We start from the raw sequence: 18,605 nt of genomic DNA on the forward strand, positions 1-18,605 counted from the left end.
GCCGACGTCGTTCGATGCTCGACGAACTGGGCAGCCGCACACATCTACCGGGCAAGGTGGGCCGAGCTGGCGGCACGCTCATCGCTGCTGTGGCGCCACCCATTCCTTAAGCGAGGAGCACACCATGTTGGCAAAGTCAGGCAAGTTCTTGCGGATACTGTTCGCGCTATTCGCGCTGGCGTTCGCATTCAGTCCGGGCGGCGTTCGGGCGGCCACCAACCAGCTTCTCCTGTTGGTGCCCGACACGCTGACGCTGCCTGATTCTCGCGTGTCCGCGTGGCTCGATACCGCGCAGGAAGAAGGGTTGCAGATCACCGTCATGACCGACAGCCAGTTCATGGCCGCCGGCTCGTCGCTGTCGCAGTATCCGGGCCTGATCCTGCCGGACCAGGTGCATACGACGGCCGCCGACGCGCTCGTGACGGCAATCCAGAACTATGCGCTGAACGGCGGCAAGGTGATGCTCGTCTACGATTTCGGCGTACTGAACTCGGCCGGCTTCTACGTGAGCCCGAAGTCTCGTTTCAGCAACATGGTCGGCGTCGACTACGTGTTGTATGACCAATACGGCGGCAACATGATCGGCCTCGGCAACGTGACCGGCATGAGCAGCTGGCTGCGCACGCTGCAAGTGCCCCCCGGCAAGTCGATGGCATGGACGACGACGACTTCGGCGACCACGGCCGCCAGCCCCACGACTTCGTTCGCGTCGACGAGCAGCTCCGGCTCGTCGAAGACGTCGGCATCGACGTCCGGCAGCGCGCTGTTCCTGGCGGCCAGCCCGTCGAACCCGGGCGGCCTCGCGAATTACAACCACCAGGCATGGTTCCAGTACACGACGTCGCCCACCGGCAGCGGCGTGCTGAGCCAGACGCTCCCGAAGCTGACCGGCACCGTGACCGGCAAGCTGAAGAAGACCACGACGTATAGCGCGGGCTCGCTGCTGAGCACCGCGACCGGAACGACGGCCAACACGCTTGCATCCACGCTGGCGACCACCACCGACACGCTCGAAGGGATTTCGGGCTACGTGTACGGCTTCCTGACCTATCCGAGCTTCGTCACGCAGGGCACGTATTCCGGCACGACGATCCTGACCTCGCCGACGTTCGGGCTGGTGTCGGGCTACAACCCGTACGGCAACGGCGGCGTGCTGTTCGTCAACCTGCCGCTCGCCTACCTCGACGGCCAGACCGACGGCATGCTGATTCACGGCTACCTGCATTATTTCGGCACGCAGATGCTGAATCTTCCGTCGCTGTCGCCGCTGCCCAAGGCGCAGGCCGGGCTCGTGTTCAACTGGCACTTCTGCGCGGGCGACCAGATCCAGCCGGCGCTTTACCTGAAGAGCCTCGGCGTGTGGAACAACGGACCGTTCTCGCTCGTCGTGACGGCCGGTCCGGACGAGGCAACCTTCGGCGACGGCGACGGCATCAATCTCGCCAACAACCCGACGGCGCAGAATCTCCTCAAGTACTTCGTCAGCAGGGGCCATCATGTCGGCAGTCACGGCGGCTGGATTCACGACTACTGGGGTGCGAATGCGAGTGAAACGAACGCGAGCACGTTCACGCAGTACCTCGTGATGAACCACCAGGCCGTGCAGGCCGCGACGCTCCAGCCCGACGTCGAATACGCGGCGCCGGAAGGCAACACGCCGACCTGGTCGGTGAACTGGCTCGAAAGCAATGGCTTCAACGGGTACTACTTCACCGGCCACACCGGCTCGGCGCCGACCCGCGCATATCGCAACGGCGCGTTGCTGAACCCGGGGCTGTGGGCGTACCCGGTGATGCCGTTCGGCAAATACGCGACGTTCGAGGAGTTCCAGCAGTACGCAGTGCCGACGACCGACGTGAACAACTGGTACGCCGCGCTGATGAACTTCGTCGTCGCGAACCGCACGAGCCGGCTGATCTATGCGCACCCGTACGGCGCGTCGTTCTACCCGTCGACGTTGTCCGCGATCTTCACGCAAGCCAATTCGCTGAAACTGCTCGGTCAGTTCCGGTGGTACACGATGAGCGATATAACGATCTTCGACCGGGCGCGTTTGAACGTCACGTGGTCGGCTACCGACACGGGTAGCGGCTGGGCTTTCTCCGCCAGCCACCCGACCAGCCTGACGAACATGACGTGGCTGTTGCCGAAGGCCGCGTATGCATTGCCGATCATCACGCAAGGCAGCGGCAGCGTGAATATCACCGACTCGACGTACTGGCTCGTGACCGCGAATAGCGGCACCAGCCTCAAGTTCACCAGCGCCAAGGTGCACTGAGCCGCAACGTCGATACACTCGCCGGCGCGCGACGCGGCCAACGCCGCGCCCGGCGCGAATTGCGCAGGACTACCGCGCAGGAGCCCCCGATCATGAACCGGCCCGCGCTTTTCCCGGCCGCACGCGCGTGCGTGGCGGCCCTTGTCAGGCTGTGCCATGCATGGCGCGTTGCCTGTTGCGTCGCCGCGTGCTGCTCCGTGCTGCACGCGGGCGCCGCCGAACTTCAGCTGAACGGGCTGTATCAACGCCCGGACGGCGCGATCACCGTGCGCCTGAACGGCGCCGGCATCGATCCTTATTTCGCGGCGAAGGCGCTGCTTGCCGCCGCCGACACCCATATGGATGCCCATCAGGCCGCACTCGCGTGGATCGGATGGGTGTTGCCGCGCCAGCGGCTGGACGGCGGATTCGACCGCTTCTGCGTGAAGAGCGGACAGGTCGGCCCGTGCGCGGAAGCCGACGCGGACGACGCGATGATGGCGACCTGGATCGAACTGCTCGCGCGCTTTGCGCCTGCCGACGGGATGCCGGCTGCCTGGGAACTCAGCCTGAACCGCGCGGGCGCGCACCTGGACACGCTGCTCGACAAGGCGAGCGGCGTCTATCAGATCTCGTCGTCGCTGCATGTCGCGCTGCTGATGGATAACGTCGAGGTGCACAGCGCGTTCCAGGCGCTCGCCGCGTATTACGTGCGCCGCGCCGACTACGCGCGCGCAGGGCCGTGGAGCCAGCGCGCCGACCGGCTGTCGTCGGCGATCGTGAAGGTGTTCTGGCGCGGCACGCAATCCGGCTTTCGCGCGAGCACGCAGAAAATCAGTGACACGAGCTTCTATCCGGCGAAAGTCGCGCAGATCTTCCCGATCCTGTCCGGCATCCAGGTGCCCGACCAGTCGAACGAGACGATCTATGCGCAGTGGATGCAGAAGTACGGCAAGACCTGGATGCAACTGGCCGGCTCCGATTTTCCGTGGGGGCTGATCGCGCTGGTCGCATTCAAGATGAACGACTGGAGCACCGTCGCCTGCTGGTATGCGCGCTCGGGCCCGTACCGTCATGGCTCGCACTGGAACGTACTGGAGGAGGCGCTGTATCTGGCATTCGAAAGCCGGATGGCCGACCCGCTCGCGCCCGCCAAATGCGGGTTCACGACGGCGGAGATAACGGTGACCGGATCGCGCTGACACGACGGCGCACGGTCGATGAACGGAAACAGGGAAGGAGACGTGTCATGTGTGGCATCGTCGGCGCGGTCGCGCAACGGAACATCGTTCCGATTCTGATTGAAGGTTTGCGCCGCCTCGAATATCGCGGCTACGATTCATGCGGCGTGGCGACCGTCGTCGACGGCCAGGCGCGACGAGAGCGCAGTGTGTCGCGGGTCGCCGATCTCGACGCGCACGTGCGCAGCGCCGGGCTGTCCGGCAGCACCGGCATCGCGCATACGCGATGGGCGACGCATGGCGCGCCCGCCACCTGCAATGCGCATCCGATCTTCTCGCGCGACGAAATCGCGCTCGTGCACAACGGCATCATCGAGAATCATGAAACGTTGCGCAGGCAACTGTCTGACGAGCACTACCAGTTCGATGGCCAGACCGACACCGAGGTCGTCGCCCATCTGATTCACAGCAAGTATCGCGGCGATCTGCTCGCCGCCGTGCGCGATGCGACGTCGCAACTGCACGGCGCATACGCGATCGCGGTGTTCAGCAAGCATGAGCCGCAGCGGCTGATCGGCGCGCGGGTCGGATCGCCGCTCGTCGTCGGCCTGAAGGACGACGAATGTTTTCTCGCATCCGACGCGCTCGCGCTCGCCGGCATCACCGATCGCTTCATCTTTCTCGAGGAAGGCGACATCGTCGAATTGACGCCGGGCGGCGTGCGAATCCTCGAGCGTGGCGGCACGCCGGTCGATCGCCCGATCCAGACCGTCTCGTCGGCGCAGGCCGCGGTCGAGCTCGGGCCGTATCGGCATTTCATGCAGAAGGAAATTTTCGAGCAGCCGCAGGCCGTCGCCGCGACGATTCCCGATGCGGGGCTGTTCGATCCGGCGATATTCGGCCCGGATGCCGCACGCGCGTTCGAACAGATCGACAACGTGCTGATTCTCGCGTGCGGCACGAGTCACTATTCCGGCCTCACCGCGCGCCGCTGGCTCGAGACGATCGCGCGCCTGCCCGCGCAGGTCGAGATCGCGAGCGAATACCGTTACAGCGACGCGCTCGCGCTGCCGAACACGCTGGTGGTCAGCGTGTCGCAATCCGGCGAGACCGCCGACACGCTCGCCGCGCTCAAGTATGCGCAGGCGCTCGGCCACATCGATACGCTGGCGATCTGCAACGTGCCGACCAGCGCGATGATGCGCCAGACCGGCTTGCGGTTCCTGACGCGCGCCGGCCCGGAAATCGGCGTCGCGTCGACCAAGGCGTTCACGACGCAGCTCGTTGCGCTGTTCATACTCGCGGTGACGCTCGGCCGGCTGCGCGGCTACGTCGACGATGCGCAGCTCGCGCGTTATACGACGCAGTTGCGACGGCTGCCGAACGCGCTCGAGGACGTGCTCGCGCTCGAACAGCAGATCGAGCGCTGGGCTGCGGAATTCTCGCGGCACGAGAACGCGCTGTTCCTCGGGCGCGGGCTGCATTACCCGATCGCGCTCGAAGGGGCGCTGAAGCTGAAGGAGATTTCGTACATCCACGCGGAAGCGTATCCGGCCGGTGAACTGAAACACGGGCCGCTCGCGCTCGTGACGCACGCGATGCCGGTCGCGACGATTGCGCCGAACGACGCGTTGCTCGAGAAGCTCAAGTCGAACATGCAGGAAGTGCGGGCGCGGGGCGGGCAGCTTTACGTATTCGCCGATGCCGATACGCGGATCGACAACGGCGAAGGCGTGTCGGTGCTGCGCATGCCGGATTACTACGGACTGCTGTCGCCGATCCTGCACGTCGTGCCGCTTCAGCTGCTCGCGTATCACGCGGCTTGCCTGCGCGGCGCGGATATCGACAAGCCGAGGAACCTCGCGAAATCGGTGACGGTGGAGTGACGGGAGGTGCGAAGGGGGCTAAACCTTTTTTAGCTCCCTTTTCTTGCTGGCGCTCGCTTTGCCGACGAAGTAACCGTCCACGGTCTCATCCAGACGACCTCGTGTAACGAATCGGCGGCTTGCCGCTCGCGGAGAGGAGAGGACTGATCTCGAGCTCCGGAGCTCATATCACGATGGGAGAACTCGAAAGGTCATCGCGCTGCGGACCGTGAACTGGAAAGTGTTTTTGCAGCAGTTCGGTCACTTGCTCGACACCTCGCAGAACACCGGACGGATAATCGCCTTGCCGGAAATGAGCCTCCATGGCCTGGCAAATCGCCTCCCATTCGCGGCTATCCACCTTGGCGTGTATGCCTCGGTCCGCAACAATTTCGACGTCGCGGTCCGCAAGAAGAAGATAGATGAGAATGCCGTTGTTGTGCTCCGTGTCCCAAACCCTGAGGTTCGAGAACACCTCGATGGCACGATCCCTCGCAGTTGTGCCCTTCAGCAAGGCGCCAATGTGCAGCGCCCCCTCCACAGCAAACCTGACTTGACCCACGTGCGCGCGATGACTAGTACGTACAGCCTCGTCGATAGCGTCAAGCGCCCGCCGTGAAAATACGCTGTTGACCTGCCAGTGGGTCGTGAAAAGATGCCGGAAGAGGCGTTTCAGGTCCATGCTCACCACCGTCCCGATGCGCCACCGCCGCCGAAGCCCCCACCGCCTCCGCGAAAGATGTCGCGATTCGAATCACGACCGAAACGTGCGTCGCTACCGCCAATGAAGCGCCCGCCAGCGGCTCGCATCCCGCCACCCAGCAATGTGAAGAGCAGCGCCATCATTCCCGCCGCGATGGCGACAAAAAGCGCCTGCGATAAAATCCACGCGAGTATCCCAACGACGCCGCCGGTAACGACGGCTCCTGGCAGACGCCCGAACATGGCGCGCAGCAGCCCGCCGGCCATGACCGTCAGGAGGAAAAGAACAGGAAGCAACCGTCCGGCGCCGTCGCTGGCCCGAGGTGGTCGCTGCGGCGGAGGTAACGGCTCGCCGCTGGTGACGCGCATGATGCCGTCGAGGCCGGCGGTGATGCCACCGTAGAAGTCCCCGTTTCGGAATCGCGGGACTATCGCTTCGTTGATGATGCGATTGCTCGTTGCGTCGGTGAGCACACCTTCGAGGCCGTACCCGACCTCGATTCGAAGTGCCCGGTCGTTTTTGGCGACGATCAGGAGCGCGCCGTCGTCGACATTCTTGCGCCCAAGCTTCCATTGCTCGACGACTCGCATCGAATACTGTTCGATGGTTTCGGGCTCCGTGGTCGGGACAATGAGAACTGAAAGCTGCGTTCCTCGTTTCGCCTCAAACTCTCTCAACGTCTTCTCAAGGCTGGCCGTTTGGTCGCTGGTCAGGGTTCCGGTCTCATCGGTCACTCTGGACGTCAGTGGCGGGATGGCGGCGTCCGCGTGCGCGTGTGCTACCCCTAGGACAAAGCAGGCAAAGACGACGACCATCGCCAGTCGGAACGTGTTCAATTGGAGGCCTTGCCTGCAGATGCCGGCGTCGAGCCGAATTCGACCCGAGGCGGTTTGGAAATCTCGGCCTCGTTGCTCACCGAGAAGTTGGGGCGCTCCAGATAGCCGAATGCCTTCGCAGTCAAATTGTTCGGGAACGAACGTATCGTCGTGTTGTACGCCTGGACGGAGCGAATGTATCGGTTGCGGGCTACGGCAATGCGATTTTCCGTACCCTCGAGCTGCGCCTGCAGGTCCCGGAAGTTCGCGTCCGACTTCAATTGCGGATAGTTCTCCGATACCACGAGCAGGCGTGACAGCGACGACGTGAGCTGTCCCTGCGCCGCTTCGAACTTTGCGAACGCCTGCGGGTCGGCAATGAGTTCGGGCGTGGCGCGAATCGAGCCGACTTGTGCCCGGGCCTCAGTCACGCGGACGAGCACTTCCTTTTCCTGGTTCGCGTACCCCTTCACTGTGTTGACGAGGTTGGGAACGAGGTCGGCGCGCCGTTGATACTGATTTAGAACTTCTGACCAACTGGCCTTTACCTGCTCGTCTTCGCTCTGGATGGCGTTATAACCGCACCCGGAGAGAGAAAGCAGACTCGCCGCCAATGCGGCTATCAGAAGTGCGCGGGCCAGACTGCGCCGCGCAGAGATTGCTGCAGGATTTGTCGACATGGACGCGCCTCTGTCCGATATTCCTCGGCATTCCGCCGCTCGCGTGTGCATTGCTTATCGTAAGTGGCAGCGCGGTCGCAGAGTTGATTCATGTCAATGCTGCATTGTCGAGCGTGCCCGCAGCGATACCCCGTCCCGGTCGCTTGTCCGCCCCGCGGCTGTGCTACGTATGAAGCGTTCGATTCGTGATTCGTTGAGCCACGTCAAGCCATCGAAGGGGTGTCAGCATAGAGTGATTTCAGGGCTCGACCGGCTATCCGGAGCCATGCTCGTGTAGAACGCGATGGCATTGCCGAAAAAAACCGGCAATCACAGTTGCGGCGCTCGGCATGTTCATGGCGCTGCAATCGCCGGTCCGCCGGCGGCCACGGACAATGCAGCTCGCGATCGCCATCATCCCAATACGGCGACCGCAAAAGTGCCGAGCAAGGCAAACTGCGCGGCAGCATCCGGCCGGGAAGTGAGACGGTACGAAATGGGAGGCAGCGGTGAATGACAACTCACATGGTGCTCAGCCGTTCTGGAAATCACGGTCGGCCATTGCACTCGTCGCGTTCGCTGCAATGGCACTGTTTCTCCTGCTTTCCGAACACCGAGCCCACTTCCTTGGGGTGTTGCCCTATCTGCTGTTGCTCTCGTGCCCGCTGATGCATCTGTTTATGCACCATGGGCACGGGCACGATGGAACGAAATCGACCGAGGGGCGTCCTGATTCGGGAGAGGGTCATGACCAGCATCGATGACGGTTACGGGTTATGGAGCCTCGCAGCGATCAATTCACTTGTCTTCATCATCTTCGCGTTCAGCTTCTTCAAGCCGGCGACAAAGCGGGACTGGCGAACGTTCGGTGGATTCTCTGCCTTCATCGTCGCGCTATTCGCGGAAATGTACGGGTTTCCGCTCACCATCTATTTGCTATCGGGTTGGTTGCAGACACGCTTTCCGCAAACAAATTTGCTGTCGCACGATACAGGACACCTGTGGTGGACCTTGACTGGCAGGCACGGCGACCCGCATGGCGGACTTCCGCATCTTCTCAGCTTCTTCTTGATATTGGGCGGCTTCTACTTGCTGTCCACGGCGTGGCACGTACTGTATGAAGCTCAGCGTAGCAAGGAGTTGGCCACCACCGGCCCCTACGCGAAAATCCGACATCCTCAGTACGTCGGGTTCGTCGTCATCATGCTGGGTTTCCTGCTCCAATGGCCCACGCTGGTGACCTTGGCAATGTTTCCCATTCTCGTTTTCATGTACGTTCGACTAGCGATACAAGAGGAACGCGATTCGGAGGCGCAGTTCGGCGCGGCGTGGCGTGAATACGCGGCACATACGCCGCGATTTGTACCCAACGTTTTTGGAAAACGCCCGGCCCAAATACATTGATTTCAGGCGGCTCATCGATAGCTGGCACCGCTGCTGAACTCAATCGCAATCTTCCGGGATGAGGAGGCTGCCATGAAGCCCGTCAAGACTGGCGTGACGCTTTCAGCCACGGTTGTGCTCTTCTATATCCTGTGCACACTCGTATGGATGGCACTTCCTGAACCGTTCATGAACTTCATGAACACGCTTTTTCACGGACTCGATTTTCGGCGCCTTCAGACGGGCGAGCCACTGTCGTGGTGGTTCGTCGTCTACCCGGCCGGTGTGTTCGCGGTCTGGTTCTTTGCAGTTGGCGCCTTCTTCGCGTGGTTACACAACCGCCTGAGTGGACCGGGCTGACGCAATTCCGTACGCCCGTACCTCTCTCCCGGACCACACGTTGCCCGTGTCCGTCTCCGGAAATCAGGAGAGTGAGATAACGGGTTGAACGGGAAAGCACGGAATGATCGTTGCTCCCGTGCTAGCGCTCGACATACCGACACGTCGTCGGTGGCGCCCTCTGATGCGCAGGGCGACGGGCCTCAATGGAAGCGGAACGGGTGAACATAGGAGCGTCAAATGAGCGGCCGACCCGGCGAAGACAATCTTCATCATCAACGGATTTCCGGCCGCGTGTCATCGGGCGAACATCACGCTCGTGAGGCGGACAAGCACGCCCCTTCCGCCGCGCACGGACACGGCGCGCGTGCGCATCAACATGAGGGCCGGGCCGAGCACGTTCGTTCCACGGATTCGCTTCGCGACCCCGTCTGCGGAATGACGGTGTCCGATAAATCCCGCTTCCACGGCGAACACAATGGCGAGTGGTACGCGTTCTGCAGCCAGGCGTGCTTGACGAAATTCCAGGCTGCGCCGTCCAAGTATGTTGAGCCCTCGACCATCGAGCAGCGGCAAGCAGTGCCAGACGGAACCATCTACACGTGCCCGATGCACCCGGAAATTCGCCAGGACCATCCGGGTCAATGTCCAAAGTGCGGCATGACCCTGGAGCCGATTCTGCCCAGCGTTGACGAAGGCGAGAATCCGGAACTGGTCGATTTCCAACGCAGATTCTGGTGGACGCTACCACTGACCGTCGTAGTCTTCGTCCTTGCGATGTTCGGCCATCGCTTCGGATCGATGGACGTCGACACCGAGAGCTGGGTCGAGTTCATTATCTCTACGCCGGTCGTCCTGTGGGCAGGCCTGCCGTTTTTCGCGCGATGCGTACGCTCATTCATGAACCGCAGCCCCAACATGTGGACCCTTATTGGGCTTGGGACAGGTGCCGCTTACATCTACAGTGTCATCGCGACCATCTTCCCCGGCGTGTTTCCGGAAACGTACAGCGCGCACGGCCGAGTCAGCGTGTATTTCGAGGCGGCGGCAGTCATCATTTCGCTGACGCTCCTCGGGCAGATGCTCGAACTGAAGGCGCGCTCGCAAACGTCCGCCGCCATCAAGGCACTACTCGGGCTCGCACCCAAGACTGCGCGACGCATCAACCCGGATGGCGCCGAAGAAGATATTCCGTTGTCCAATGTACATGTGGGAGACCTGCTTCGCGTGCGGCCGGGCGAGAAAGTTCCTGTGGATGGCGTAGTGACGGACGGCACGAGTTCGCTTGACGAGTCCATGATTACCGGCGAGCCCATTCCCGTCACGAAGCGTGTTGGCGACCACGTCATTGGCGCAACGATGAACGCGACGGGCAGTCTCGTCATCCGCTCGGAAAAGGTCGGCTCCCAAACCGTCCTGTCGCAAATCGTGCAGATGGTCGCGCAGGCGCAGCGGTCCCGTGCCCCCATGCAACGTATGGCTGACAAGGTGGCTGGCGTGTTTGTCGTCGGGGTCGTCAGCGTCGCTCTTTTGGCGTTCTTCGTGTGGGGCATCGTCGGCCCCGAGCCCAGCTGGGTGTTCGGTCTCATCAATGCGGTGGCGGTGCTCATCATTGCATGTCCCTGCGCGCTGGGCCTCGCGACGCCAATGTCCATCATGGTCGCGAGCGGAAAAGGAGCCACAACGGGGATCCTCTTTCGCGATGCGGCTGCGATTGAGAATTTTCGCAAGGTCGATGTGCTCATCGTCGACAAGACCGGAACGCTGACCGAGGGGCGTCCAGCGTTCGAGCAAGCCGTGGGCACAACCGGATACACGGCCGACGAAGTGCTTCGTCTGGCGGCGAGCCTCGACCAGGGTAGCGAGCATCCGCTTGCAGCAGCCATCGTTGCGGCAGCCCGTGAGAAGAAGTTGACTTTGGAACGTACGGAAAATTTCGAATCCGCGACGGGTATCGGCGTGAGAGGAATGGTCGCCGGCAGGAGACTTGCGCTTGGCAACACCGCGCTGATGCAGGCTGACGCCATATCCGTCGAATCGCTGGCCAAGGAGGCGAACGGCCTGCGTGCGCAAGGCGCCAGTGTCATGTACCTGGCTGTCGATGGCGGTTTGGCCGGACTGCTGGCGGTCGCCGACCCGATAAAGGCGACGACGCCGGAAGCGCTTTCGACATTGAGGGAGAACGGTATTCGAGTCGTAATGGCGACCGGTGATGGCGTGGTCACTGCGAAGGCAGTGGCCGAGAAGCTCGGCATCGACGAATTCCATGGCGAGGTGAAGCCTGCCGATAAGCTCAATCTGGTATCACTGCTTCAGCAAGCCCGGCATGTCGTCGCGATGGCGGGAGACGGCATAAACGACGCCCCCGCGCTTGCCAAGGCCGATGTCGGCGTGGCCATGGGAACAGGCACGGATGTGGCAATGAGTAGCGCTCAGGTGACGCTCGTCAAGGGCGATTTGCGCGGTATCGCGCGTGCTCGAGTGCTGTCCGAGGCAACCGTTGCGAACATGAAGCAGAATCTCGGCTTCGCGTTCATCTACAACGCGCTTGGCGTTCCGCTGGCGGCAGGGGCACTTTATCCATTCACCGGTTTGCTGCTCTCGCCGATGATTGCGGCACTTGCAATGAGTCTAAGCTCCACTTCGGTCATTTCGAACGCGCTAAGGTTGCGTAACGCCAGAATTTGAGCAGCGGTTGGCACGCAAACGTCCGTACGATTTGACGTCGTCGGGCCGGCCAAGCAAGTCATTGACTGCCGGGAAGGCTCGGGCGTAACCAGAACCTCTGGTGGTGCGTCACCAATTAATGTACTTCGACGAGACCGCTCGGCACGAGGCTGAACGGTCCCGAGACGGCAGCGGCGAACGAAGGCGATTCAAGCGCGATCGCCCGCGCCGTTACGATTCCGGGTTGAAGGCAGATGTGTCGCCGTCGATCCGGAATACGATTGGATCTCGTGGATAGTGCTTGATGTCCGGAGAGAAATCGTACTTGCCCTCGGTCCAGTAGTACGCGAAGGAGACGAGCAGAATCGCCACGGAGAATGGCAGCGACAGGCGCCCCCATGTCCAGAAGGCAAGCATCCCGAGTACGGCGACGATCGCAAAATAGATCATGGCCGGGCGTCGCGCTTTTGCGAGCGGCTGCCACGTTTCGGGATGAATTCCGGCGGCAATGAATGCGCTCGGATTGAAACGCAACCCCTGATGCGCGAGGCCGCACAGCAGCGCGACTAGCAATTCGTGACGATTCTTGAAGCGAACGCAGCGAATAGCGTTGTCGGCGTCGCAATCCACGAGGCTCGTGCGCAGTGTGTATCGCTTCGCAGGTTCTCGCTTCCCACCGCGTCGCCAGAACTGGAAGTTCGCCGGGCTCATGGTCACCCGGGAAGGCGAGTTGAATTCAACGTCGCAGCACATGTCCTCGCGCCGCACGACTTCACCCCATTCGATGCACTGTTCCTGCTGCAGGGCCGCCTGGTCCGAGCGCTTGCCGACGCCATATCGGAAGCCGGTTGCGTCGACTTGAAACCAGCCGCCGATATTCATCGTCGCGCGAATCACGATCACTACCGCCCAGGCGAGGCAGGCCAGAATGCAAAGCCATAGAACGAGACCGATGAACCCGACTCGCGAAAAGGATGCATCGTCGAATGGCGCAACGAGCAATCCGACGAACATCGTGCCGAAAAACAGCATGACACCGATATTCAGCAGATAGGTATTGAACCGATCGGGAATTCCTTTGCATGTCGGTATCTGTCGAAGGTGCGCAGGCAGCGTGATGACTCGCGGTTTTGCGCTTGTGTCCGGGGCGGATTGGTTCGACGCGTCGTCTGAGCGGGTAGTCATGGCGCGTGGCCCCTTGTTCGCAGGATGTGTTTTGGAGATCGGTGGATCGTTCGGATGGTAATCGATCTGGTGGAACGGCTCGCACCGGAATCAGGGTTCTCCGCACGAAAGCAAAAGAATCCGGCCGATTGTTTTCTTCTGTGTCGGGAATCCGGAAAGACGACGGCATCAGTTGTAACGGCGGAGCCCCAATGCTCGACCGGTTCACCCGAGGCGACCCGAATCGACACCACCATACCGCCGCATTCGTGCGAAGATCGAGCGACATCCCACCCGCATTCCATCGAGACCGTCGTGATCCGATCGAACCCCGAGGGCAACCCGCCAGCCGGCCATCCGCCGTGGATGGCCGTCGCACTGGCCGAGCTGGGCATTCGCCGCTTCCCGCCCGGCAGCATCAATCCGCGCATCGTCGAATACAACAACCACACGAATCTCGTCGGCTACGACGACAAGATTTCGTGGTGCTCGTCGTTCGTCAACTGGTGCATGACGCATGCGGGCATTCGCGGCACGGGGTCGGCGCTCGCGCGTTCGTGGCTCGAATGGGGGCGACCGCTGGAGCGTCCGGTGTACGGCTGCGTCGCGATCCTGACGCGCGACGACCCCGTGAGCTGGAAGGGGCACGTCGGGTTCTATCTGCGCCACGACGACGAGCGTGTGCACCTGTTCGGCGGCAATCAGCTGGAGGAAGTGCGCGAGCTTGCGTATCCGGTGAGCGAGGTGATCGGATACCGGTGGCCGGACGCGGGCTGACCGCGCCGCACGCCCGGCCTCCCGTGCACGGACGACGGCGCGTGCGTCGGCGTCGCATGGCGGCCGCGGTCAATCCTGCGCGGCGGTGGCGGTGGCGGCCACGGCCTGCGCTTCACCCGCCGCATCGTTCCGGCTCCACCCGCCGCCGAGCGACCGATACAACGCGACCGCCGCCAGCGCATGCTCGCGCCGGACCTGATTGAGCGCATCCGAATCCCGCAGATACACCTCCTGCGCTGACAGCACGTCCAGAAAATCCGTCGCGCCGCCCTTGTAGAGCTGGTTCGCCAGCCCGAGCGCCTTGTCCGACGCCGACAGCGCGCTATCGAGGCGCCGCGTCGCTTCATCGCTGCTGACGAGGTTCGCACGCGCGTCCTCGACTTCCCGCAGCGCCTGCAGCATCGTCTGCCGCAACCCGAGTTCCGACTCGCGCATCCGGCTTTCGCTTTGCGTGATGTCGGCGGTGATTCGCCCCGCGTTGAAGATCGGGCTCGTCGCGCTCAACGCCGCGCTGAACAGGTTGTCGGTCAGCGTCGGCAACCCGAGATACGACGCGGCCAGAATCCCGTCCGTCAGGTTCAGCGAGAACTTCGGATACCGCTCGGCCTTCGCGACGCCGACCTGCGCCGCGCGCCGCTCGACCTGGGCGTACGCGGTGAGCACGTCCGGCCGGCGCAGCAGCGCCTGCGACGGCAGCGTGGCGGGCGACCCGGCAGGCGGCGCCGGAATCGCGCCGGCCTGCGCGAGCACGAGCCGGTCGATCGACTCGGGCGTGCGGCCCGAATATACGGCGATCAGGTTGAGCTGATGCGCGATCTGCGCCTGCGTTGGCGGAATCCGCGCTTCGAGCGCATCGAGCTGGTTCTGCGCGCGTGTGACGTCGAGCTCCGTCGACAACCCGAACGCCTGCCGCTTGCGCGTGAGTTCGAGCGCATGCCGGCGGATCGCCGCGTTGTCCTGCAGGATCACCAGTTCCTGCTGCGCCCAGCGCAGATCCACATAGGCCGAGGCCGCATCGGCCGCGAGCGCGAGCCGCATCGCGTCTTCCGCGTGCTTTTGCCCGACCAGCTCGGCCTGCGCCGCCAGCAGGTTGAGCCGTTCGCCGCCGAACACGTCCGGCGACCAGCTCAGCGCGAGTCCCGCGCCGGCCTGCCGCACGTAGCCGAGCGGCGGCGGCGTGTTCTGGCGCGCGTCGGACGCACGCGCGGTCGCGTCGAGTTCGGGCAGCAGCGCCGCGCGCTTCTGCACGGTCAGCGCCTGCGCCTGCTTCACGCGTTCGGCCGCGGCCTGCAGATCGAGGTTGCCGTCGAGCACGGTCGCGATCAGCCGGTCGAGCACGGGGTCGTTGAACTGCGCCCACCACGCGGCGGCGTCGATGTCCGCGCGCGGCACGTCGGTGTCCCACGCGGCGGGCGCGAGCGATTGCACGGAATCGTGCAGCGCCGGGTGCTGCGCGGGCTGTACCGCACACCCTGCGGCGAATGCGCTGACGGCCAGCGCGACGAGTAGCTTTTTCATGATGACGACCTTGGCTTCAGTGCGCGTCCGGCGGCGGCGCGTTCAGGGTGATGGGACGGGAAAACGCGACGGCAAGCAGCGCGACCACGAAGCACAGCGACAGCGCGTAGTACGCATCCGCGTAGGTGAGCGTCAGCGCTTCGCGATAGATCAGGCGGTGCAGGTTCGCGAGGCCCGCCTGCGCGGTATCGAGCGTGTTGCCGGCCACCGAGGTCCAGTACGCGGTCTGGCGATCGAGCAGCGACGCGACCTGCGGCTCGCCGGCGCTCACGTGTTCGTTCAGGCGCAGGTAGTGGAAGTTGAGCCGGTCGTTGAGCATCGTCGCGCTCACCGCGATGCCGATCGCACCGCCGAGGTTGCGCATCAGGTTGAACTGGCCGCTCGCCGATTTCAGCCGCGATTGCGGCAGCGAGCCCAGTGCCATCGTCACGATCGGCGGCACGCTGAACTGCTGGCCGATGCCGCGCAGCGCCTGCGGCAGCAGCAGTTCCCGCCAGCCCCAGTCGTGCGTGATCGGCGTGTACAGGTAGCAGCCGAGGCCGAAGCAGACGAGCCCGAACACGAGCAGCGCGCGCATGCTGAAGTAGCGCGTGGCGAACGCATACGCGCAGAGCGCGAGCAGCTGGAACACACCGACCGACAGCAGCGCGATGCCGATCTGCAGCGAACTGAACGCACGCACCTGCGCGAGAAACAGCGGCGTCAGGAACACCGTCACGAAGATCCCGATGCCCGTGACGAACGACAGCAGGCTGCCGATCCCGAAGTTGCGCACGGCGAGCGCGCGCAGATCGACGATCGGGTCTTCCGCAGTCAATGCGTGCACGATGAACAGGAAGCCGCAGATGCCGGAGATCCACGCGCAGATGACGATCGCATCGTCGCTGAACCAGTTCTTGCGCGGGCCTTCTTCCAGCACGTATTCGAGGCAGCCGAGGAAGCCCGACATCAGCGCGATGCCGCGATAGTCGCCGCGCTTGATGAGGCTGAGATCGGGTGCGTCGATATGCACGTAGCGCGGCACCAGCGCGGCCACCGCGATGCCCGGCAGGAGGTTCAGGTAGAACAGCCAGTGCCACGACCATTGATCGGTGATCCAGCCGCCGATCACCGGCCCGATCGCCGGCGCGAGCGACGCGAGCGCGCCGATCGTCGTCGACGCGATCAGCCGCTGCTTGCCCGGAAACAGCACGAACGCGGTCGTGAACACGGTCGGGATCATCGCGGCGCCGAGCGCGCCCTGCAGCCCGCGGAACAGGATCATCGAGTTGATGTCCCACGCGAGCCCGCACAGCATGCTCGTGATCGTGAAGCCGACGGCCGACGCGACGAACAGCCAGCGCGTCGACATCACCCTCGACAGCCAGCCCGACATCGGGATCACGATGATTTCGGCGATCAGGTAGGCCGTCTGCACCCAGGACAACTCGTCCTGGCTCGCGGACAGGCCGCCGCCGATGTCGCGCAGCGACGACGCGACGATCTGGATGTCGAGCGTCGCCATGAAGAAGCCGACGCACATCAGCGCGAACGCGAAGACGCGCTGCTTCGTCGGTTGCGACGCGGGGTCGCCGGAAAACGCGGTGGTCATCGCAGGCTCCCGTTCAGTTCGTGTGGTCGGTGTGCACGGTCACGACCGCGGAGAGGCCGGGACGCAGCACATGCTCGATGCCCGGCTGCGGATCGAGATGCACGCGCACCGGCACGCGCTGGACGATCTTCGTGAAGTTGCCGGTCGCGTTCTCGGGCGGCAGCACGCTGAAGGTCGCACCGGTCGCGGGCGCCAGGCTGTCGACGCGGCCGTGCAGGCGCGTGCTCGACGCGTCGAGCGCGACGTCGACGCGATCGCCCGCGCGCATCTTGCGCAGCTGGTCTTCCTTGAAGTTCGCGTCGATCCACAGCCCGGACACGGGCACGACCGTCAGCAGCGGCACGCCGACGTTCGCGAGCATCCCGACGCGGCCCGTGCGGTTGCCGACGTAACCGTCGACCGGCGAGCGGATCGTCGTGTACTCGACGTTGAGCGCTGCGACGCGTTGCGCGGCGAGTGCCGTGTTCACACGGGCCCGTGCATCGGCGAGCTGCGCGCCGAGCACGTCGAGCTGCCGCTTCGATGCGAGCAGCGCGGCGTCGCTGCGCGCGACGGCCGCATCCGCCTTCGAATAATCGGCGTCCGCGCGTTCGACGATCTGGTTCGACACCGCATCGGATTTCACCAGTTCGCGATAGCGCACGCGATCGGACGACGCACGCGTGAGCTCGGCTGACGACGCATTCCTGTCCGCCGCATGCTGGCCGATCACCGCGTATTGAAGCTGCTGCTTCGCCTCGAGTTCGGTCACCGCGGCGCGCGCGCTGTCGACTTCGGCGGTCGCCTGTGCGAGCTTCGCATCGTAGTCGCGCGCATCGAGCCGCACGAGCACGTCGCCGGCCTTCACGCGCTGGTTGTCGGTCACGAGTATTTTGTCGACGAAACCGTTCACCTTCGGCGCGAGCACCGTGACGTCGCCGCCGACATACGCATCGTCGGTGCTTTCCTGGAAGCGCAGCACGAACAGCCAGTCGAGCGCCGCGGCCGCGATCGCGACGACGACGGCGGCCACCGCGATCCGCATCCACGGCACGCGGCGTTGCTGCCTTGCCGGCCGGTCGGTTGTGGCTGCCTCGCGGGAGGCAGCGGCTTGGGTCGTGTCCATCGATTCACCTATGTATATGCACTAATTGAAACGACCGACGACGCGTCGCCGATCGGGGAAGGGGTCAGCGTTCCGGGAGGTTGTGTGTGATCCGGAACAATTCGTCTCTGAGGCGGGCGGCCTGCGCCGACCCGAACCGCTGCTCGAACGCCTCCTGCGCGGCGAGCCAGTGCACCTGCGCGTCGGCGATCTTCGTTTCGCCGTGCGCGGTCAGCGCGAACGTCTGGCGGCGGCAGCGCGGCTCGATCCGGCCCGCGACCAGCGTCGCGCCGATCAGCGGCTTGAGCGCGCGCAGCAGCGCCGTGCGTTCGATCACCAGTACCGCCGACAGCGTCGCCATCGTCAGACCCGGGCGCTCCCGCAGCAGCGCGAGAATGCTGTACTGCGACGGCGTGACGCCCGCCTGCGACAGGTAGCGCTCGTAGAACTGCGAGATCCGCCGGGCGGCTTGCCGGACCGCGAAGCAATCGTCATCGGTAAGCGTGGACTTGTGCATGTGCACATGTTAGGTGGCAGCGCAGCCTGAAGCGAGCGGCGAGGCAGGATCAGATTGGTGCCGTGGCTGTACCAATCGACGGTGC

Annotated in this window: 16 protein-coding genes; 8 read left to right on the top strand and 8 right to left on the bottom strand. The window is 63.8% G+C overall.

The window, feature by feature from the left end:
• Window positions 1–124: 124 nt before the first annotated feature.
• From HWX22_RS10395 to glmS, 3 genes are all read left to right on the top strand, one after another.
• Window positions 125–2,278 carry a hypothetical protein gene (locus tag HWX22_RS10395; protein ID WP_175906634.1) on the top strand — a complete coding sequence of 718 codons (2,154 nt, stop codon included), beginning with the start codon at window positions 125–127 and terminating at the stop codon, window positions 2,276–2,278.
• A gap of 92 nt (window positions 2,279–2,370) precedes the next feature.
• Entirely contained in the window at window positions 2,371–3,459 is a 1,089-nt protein-coding gene (locus HWX22_RS10400; RefSeq protein ID WP_175906632.1) for a hypothetical protein, read from the top strand.
• Window positions 3,460–3,506: 47 nt separating this feature from the next.
• Window positions 3,507–5,324 (top strand): glutamine--fructose-6-phosphate transaminase (isomerizing), encoded by a 1,818-nt coding sequence (gene glmS / locus HWX22_RS10405; RefSeq protein WP_059531768.1) that lies wholly within the window; start codon window positions 3,507–3,509, stop codon window positions 5,322–5,324.
• Window positions 5,325–5,487: 163 nt separating this feature from the next.
• On the opposite strand, the gene HWX22_RS10410 is transcribed toward glmS, so the two are convergent.
• Genes HWX22_RS10410 through HWX22_RS10420 form a run of 3 tightly spaced genes read right to left on the bottom strand, consistent with a single transcriptional unit; the run spans window position 5,488 to window position 7,501 of the window.
• Complete coding sequence (locus tag HWX22_RS10410; RefSeq protein WP_175915577.1) at window positions 5,488–5,985, bottom strand: TPM domain-containing protein; 498 nt, start codon at window positions 5,983–5,985, stop codon at window positions 5,488–5,490.
• A gap of 2 nt (window positions 5,986–5,987) precedes the next feature.
• Window positions 5,988–6,821, bottom strand: coding sequence for a TPM domain-containing protein (locus tag HWX22_RS10415; RefSeq protein WP_175915676.1), 834 nt, complete (start codon window positions 6,819–6,821; stop codon window positions 5,988–5,990).
• 17 nt (window positions 6,822–6,838) lie between these two features.
• The gene (locus HWX22_RS10420; protein ID WP_175915578.1) at window positions 6,839–7,501 is read right to left on the bottom strand and encodes a LemA family protein; all 663 of its coding nucleotides are present in this window, start codon (window positions 7,499–7,501) and stop codon (window positions 6,839–6,841) included.
• Window positions 7,502–7,989: 488 nt separating this feature from the next.
• On the opposite strand from HWX22_RS10420, the gene HWX22_RS10425 reads away from it, so the two are divergent.
• The 4 genes from HWX22_RS10425 to HWX22_RS10440 all read left to right on the top strand — a co-directional run bounded on the left by HWX22_RS10425 (window position 7,990) and on the right by HWX22_RS10440 (window position 11,890).
• On the top strand, window positions 7,990–8,244 hold the full coding sequence (locus tag HWX22_RS10425) for a DUF2933 domain-containing protein (protein WP_244135210.1): 255 nt from the start codon (window positions 7,990–7,992) through the stop codon (window positions 8,242–8,244).
• A complete protein-coding gene (locus HWX22_RS10430) occupies window positions 8,228–8,884 on the top strand; it encodes an isoprenylcysteine carboxylmethyltransferase family protein (RefSeq protein ID WP_059699793.1) in 657 nt (218 codons plus the stop codon). Before HWX22_RS10425 ends, HWX22_RS10430 begins: the two co-directional genes overlap by 17 nt.
• Before the next feature lie 72 nt (window positions 8,885–8,956).
• The gene (locus HWX22_RS10435; RefSeq protein ID WP_175915579.1) at window positions 8,957–9,223 is read left to right on the top strand and encodes a DUF5676 family membrane protein; all 267 of its coding nucleotides are present in this window, start codon (window positions 8,957–8,959) and stop codon (window positions 9,221–9,223) included.
• Window positions 9,224–9,442: 219 nt separating this feature from the next.
• On the top strand, window positions 9,443–11,890 hold the full coding sequence (locus HWX22_RS10440) for a heavy metal translocating P-type ATPase (RefSeq protein WP_279610432.1): 2,448 nt from the start codon (window positions 9,443–9,445) through the stop codon (window positions 11,888–11,890).
• A 210-nt stretch (window positions 11,891–12,100) separates the two neighbouring features.
• Here the strand turns inward: HWX22_RS10440 and HWX22_RS10445 are convergent, their stop codons facing one another.
• Window positions 12,101–13,054, bottom strand: a complete 954-nt coding sequence (locus HWX22_RS10445) for a hypothetical protein (RefSeq protein WP_175915580.1) — start codon at window positions 13,052–13,054, stop codon at window positions 12,101–12,103.
• 345 nt (window positions 13,055–13,399) lie between these two features.
• Here HWX22_RS10445 and HWX22_RS10450 point away from each other — a divergent pair, with 345 nt between their 5' ends.
• Window positions 13,400–13,810, top strand: a complete 411-nt coding sequence (locus HWX22_RS10450; protein WP_175915679.1) for a TIGR02594 family protein — start codon at window positions 13,400–13,402, stop codon at window positions 13,808–13,810.
• Window positions 13,811–13,879: 69 nt separating this feature from the next.
• Here the strand turns inward: HWX22_RS10450 and HWX22_RS10455 are convergent, their stop codons facing one another.
• From HWX22_RS10455 to HWX22_RS10470, 4 genes are all read right to left on the bottom strand, one after another.
• On the bottom strand, window positions 13,880–15,328 hold the full coding sequence (locus HWX22_RS10455) for an efflux transporter outer membrane subunit (protein ID WP_175915581.1): 1,449 nt from the start codon (window positions 15,326–15,328) through the stop codon (window positions 13,880–13,882).
• Window positions 15,329–15,344: 16 nt separating this feature from the next.
• Window positions 15,345–16,919 carry a DHA2 family efflux MFS transporter permease subunit gene (locus tag HWX22_RS10460; protein ID WP_175915582.1) on the bottom strand — a complete coding sequence of 525 codons (1,575 nt, stop codon included), beginning with the start codon at window positions 16,917–16,919 and terminating at the stop codon, window positions 15,345–15,347.
• Between the two features lie 13 nt (window positions 16,920–16,932).
• Window positions 16,933–18,024 (bottom strand): HlyD family secretion protein, encoded by a 1,092-nt coding sequence (locus HWX22_RS10465; RefSeq protein ID WP_175906625.1) that lies wholly within the window; start codon window positions 18,022–18,024, stop codon window positions 16,933–16,935.
• A 64-nt stretch (window positions 18,025–18,088) separates the two neighbouring features.
• Window positions 18,089–18,520, bottom strand: coding sequence for a MarR family winged helix-turn-helix transcriptional regulator (locus HWX22_RS10470; protein WP_059531741.1), 432 nt, complete (start codon window positions 18,518–18,520; stop codon window positions 18,089–18,091).
• Between the last annotated feature and the right edge of the window lie 85 nt (window positions 18,521–18,605).

Source organism: Burkholderia sp. BCC1638, assembly GCF_902833195.1.
Lineage (GTDB): Bacteria > Pseudomonadota > Gammaproteobacteria > Burkholderiales > Burkholderiaceae > Burkholderia > Burkholderia diffusa.

What these genes read in the sequence shown, in the direction of transcription:
- HWX22_RS10450 (WP_175915679.1), top strand. Translation starts at nt 13,400, where the DNA reads ATGGCCGTCGCACTGGCCGAGCTGGGCATTCGCCGCTTCCCGCCCGGC.
- HWX22_RS10455 (WP_175915581.1), bottom strand. Translation starts at nt 15,328, where the DNA reads ATGAAAAAGCTACTCGTCGCGCTGGCCGTCAGCGCATTCGCCGCAGGG.
- HWX22_RS10430 (WP_059699793.1), top strand. Translation starts at nt 8,228, where the DNA reads ATGACCAGCATCGATGACGGTTACGGGTTATGGAGCCTCGCAGCGATC.
- HWX22_RS10460 (WP_175915582.1), bottom strand. Translation starts at nt 16,919, where the DNA reads ATGACCACCGCGTTTTCCGGCGACCCCGCGTCGCAACCGACGAAGCAG.
- HWX22_RS10415 (WP_175915676.1), bottom strand. Translation starts at nt 6,821, where the DNA reads ATGGTCGTCGTCTTTGCCTGCTTTGTCCTAGGGGTAGCACACGCGCAC.
- HWX22_RS10410 (WP_175915577.1), bottom strand. Translation starts at nt 5,985, where the DNA reads ATGGACCTGAAACGCCTCTTCCGGCATCTTTTCACGACCCACTGGCAG.
- HWX22_RS10440 (WP_279610432.1), top strand. Translation starts at nt 9,443, where the DNA reads ATGAGCGGCCGACCCGGCGAAGACAATCTTCATCATCAACGGATTTCC.
- HWX22_RS10395 (WP_175906634.1), top strand. Translation starts at nt 125, where the DNA reads ATGTTGGCAAAGTCAGGCAAGTTCTTGCGGATACTGTTCGCGCTATTC.
- HWX22_RS10435 (WP_175915579.1), top strand. Translation starts at nt 8,957, where the DNA reads ATGAAGCCCGTCAAGACTGGCGTGACGCTTTCAGCCACGGTTGTGCTC.
- glmS (WP_059531768.1), top strand. Translation starts at nt 3,507, where the DNA reads ATGTGTGGCATCGTCGGCGCGGTCGCGCAACGGAACATCGTTCCGATT.
- HWX22_RS10470 (WP_059531741.1), bottom strand. Translation starts at nt 18,520, where the DNA reads ATGCACAAGTCCACGCTTACCGATGACGATTGCTTCGCGGTCCGGCAA.
- HWX22_RS10465 (WP_175906625.1), bottom strand. Translation starts at nt 18,024, where the DNA reads ATGGACACGACCCAAGCCGCTGCCTCCCGCGAGGCAGCCACAACCGAC.
- HWX22_RS10420 (WP_175915578.1), bottom strand. Translation starts at nt 7,501, where the DNA reads ATGTCGACAAATCCTGCAGCAATCTCTGCGCGGCGCAGTCTGGCCCGC.
- HWX22_RS10445 (WP_175915580.1), bottom strand. Translation starts at nt 13,054, where the DNA reads ATGACTACCCGCTCAGACGACGCGTCGAACCAATCCGCCCCGGACACA.
- HWX22_RS10400 (WP_175906632.1), top strand. Translation starts at nt 2,371, where the DNA reads ATGAACCGGCCCGCGCTTTTCCCGGCCGCACGCGCGTGCGTGGCGGCC.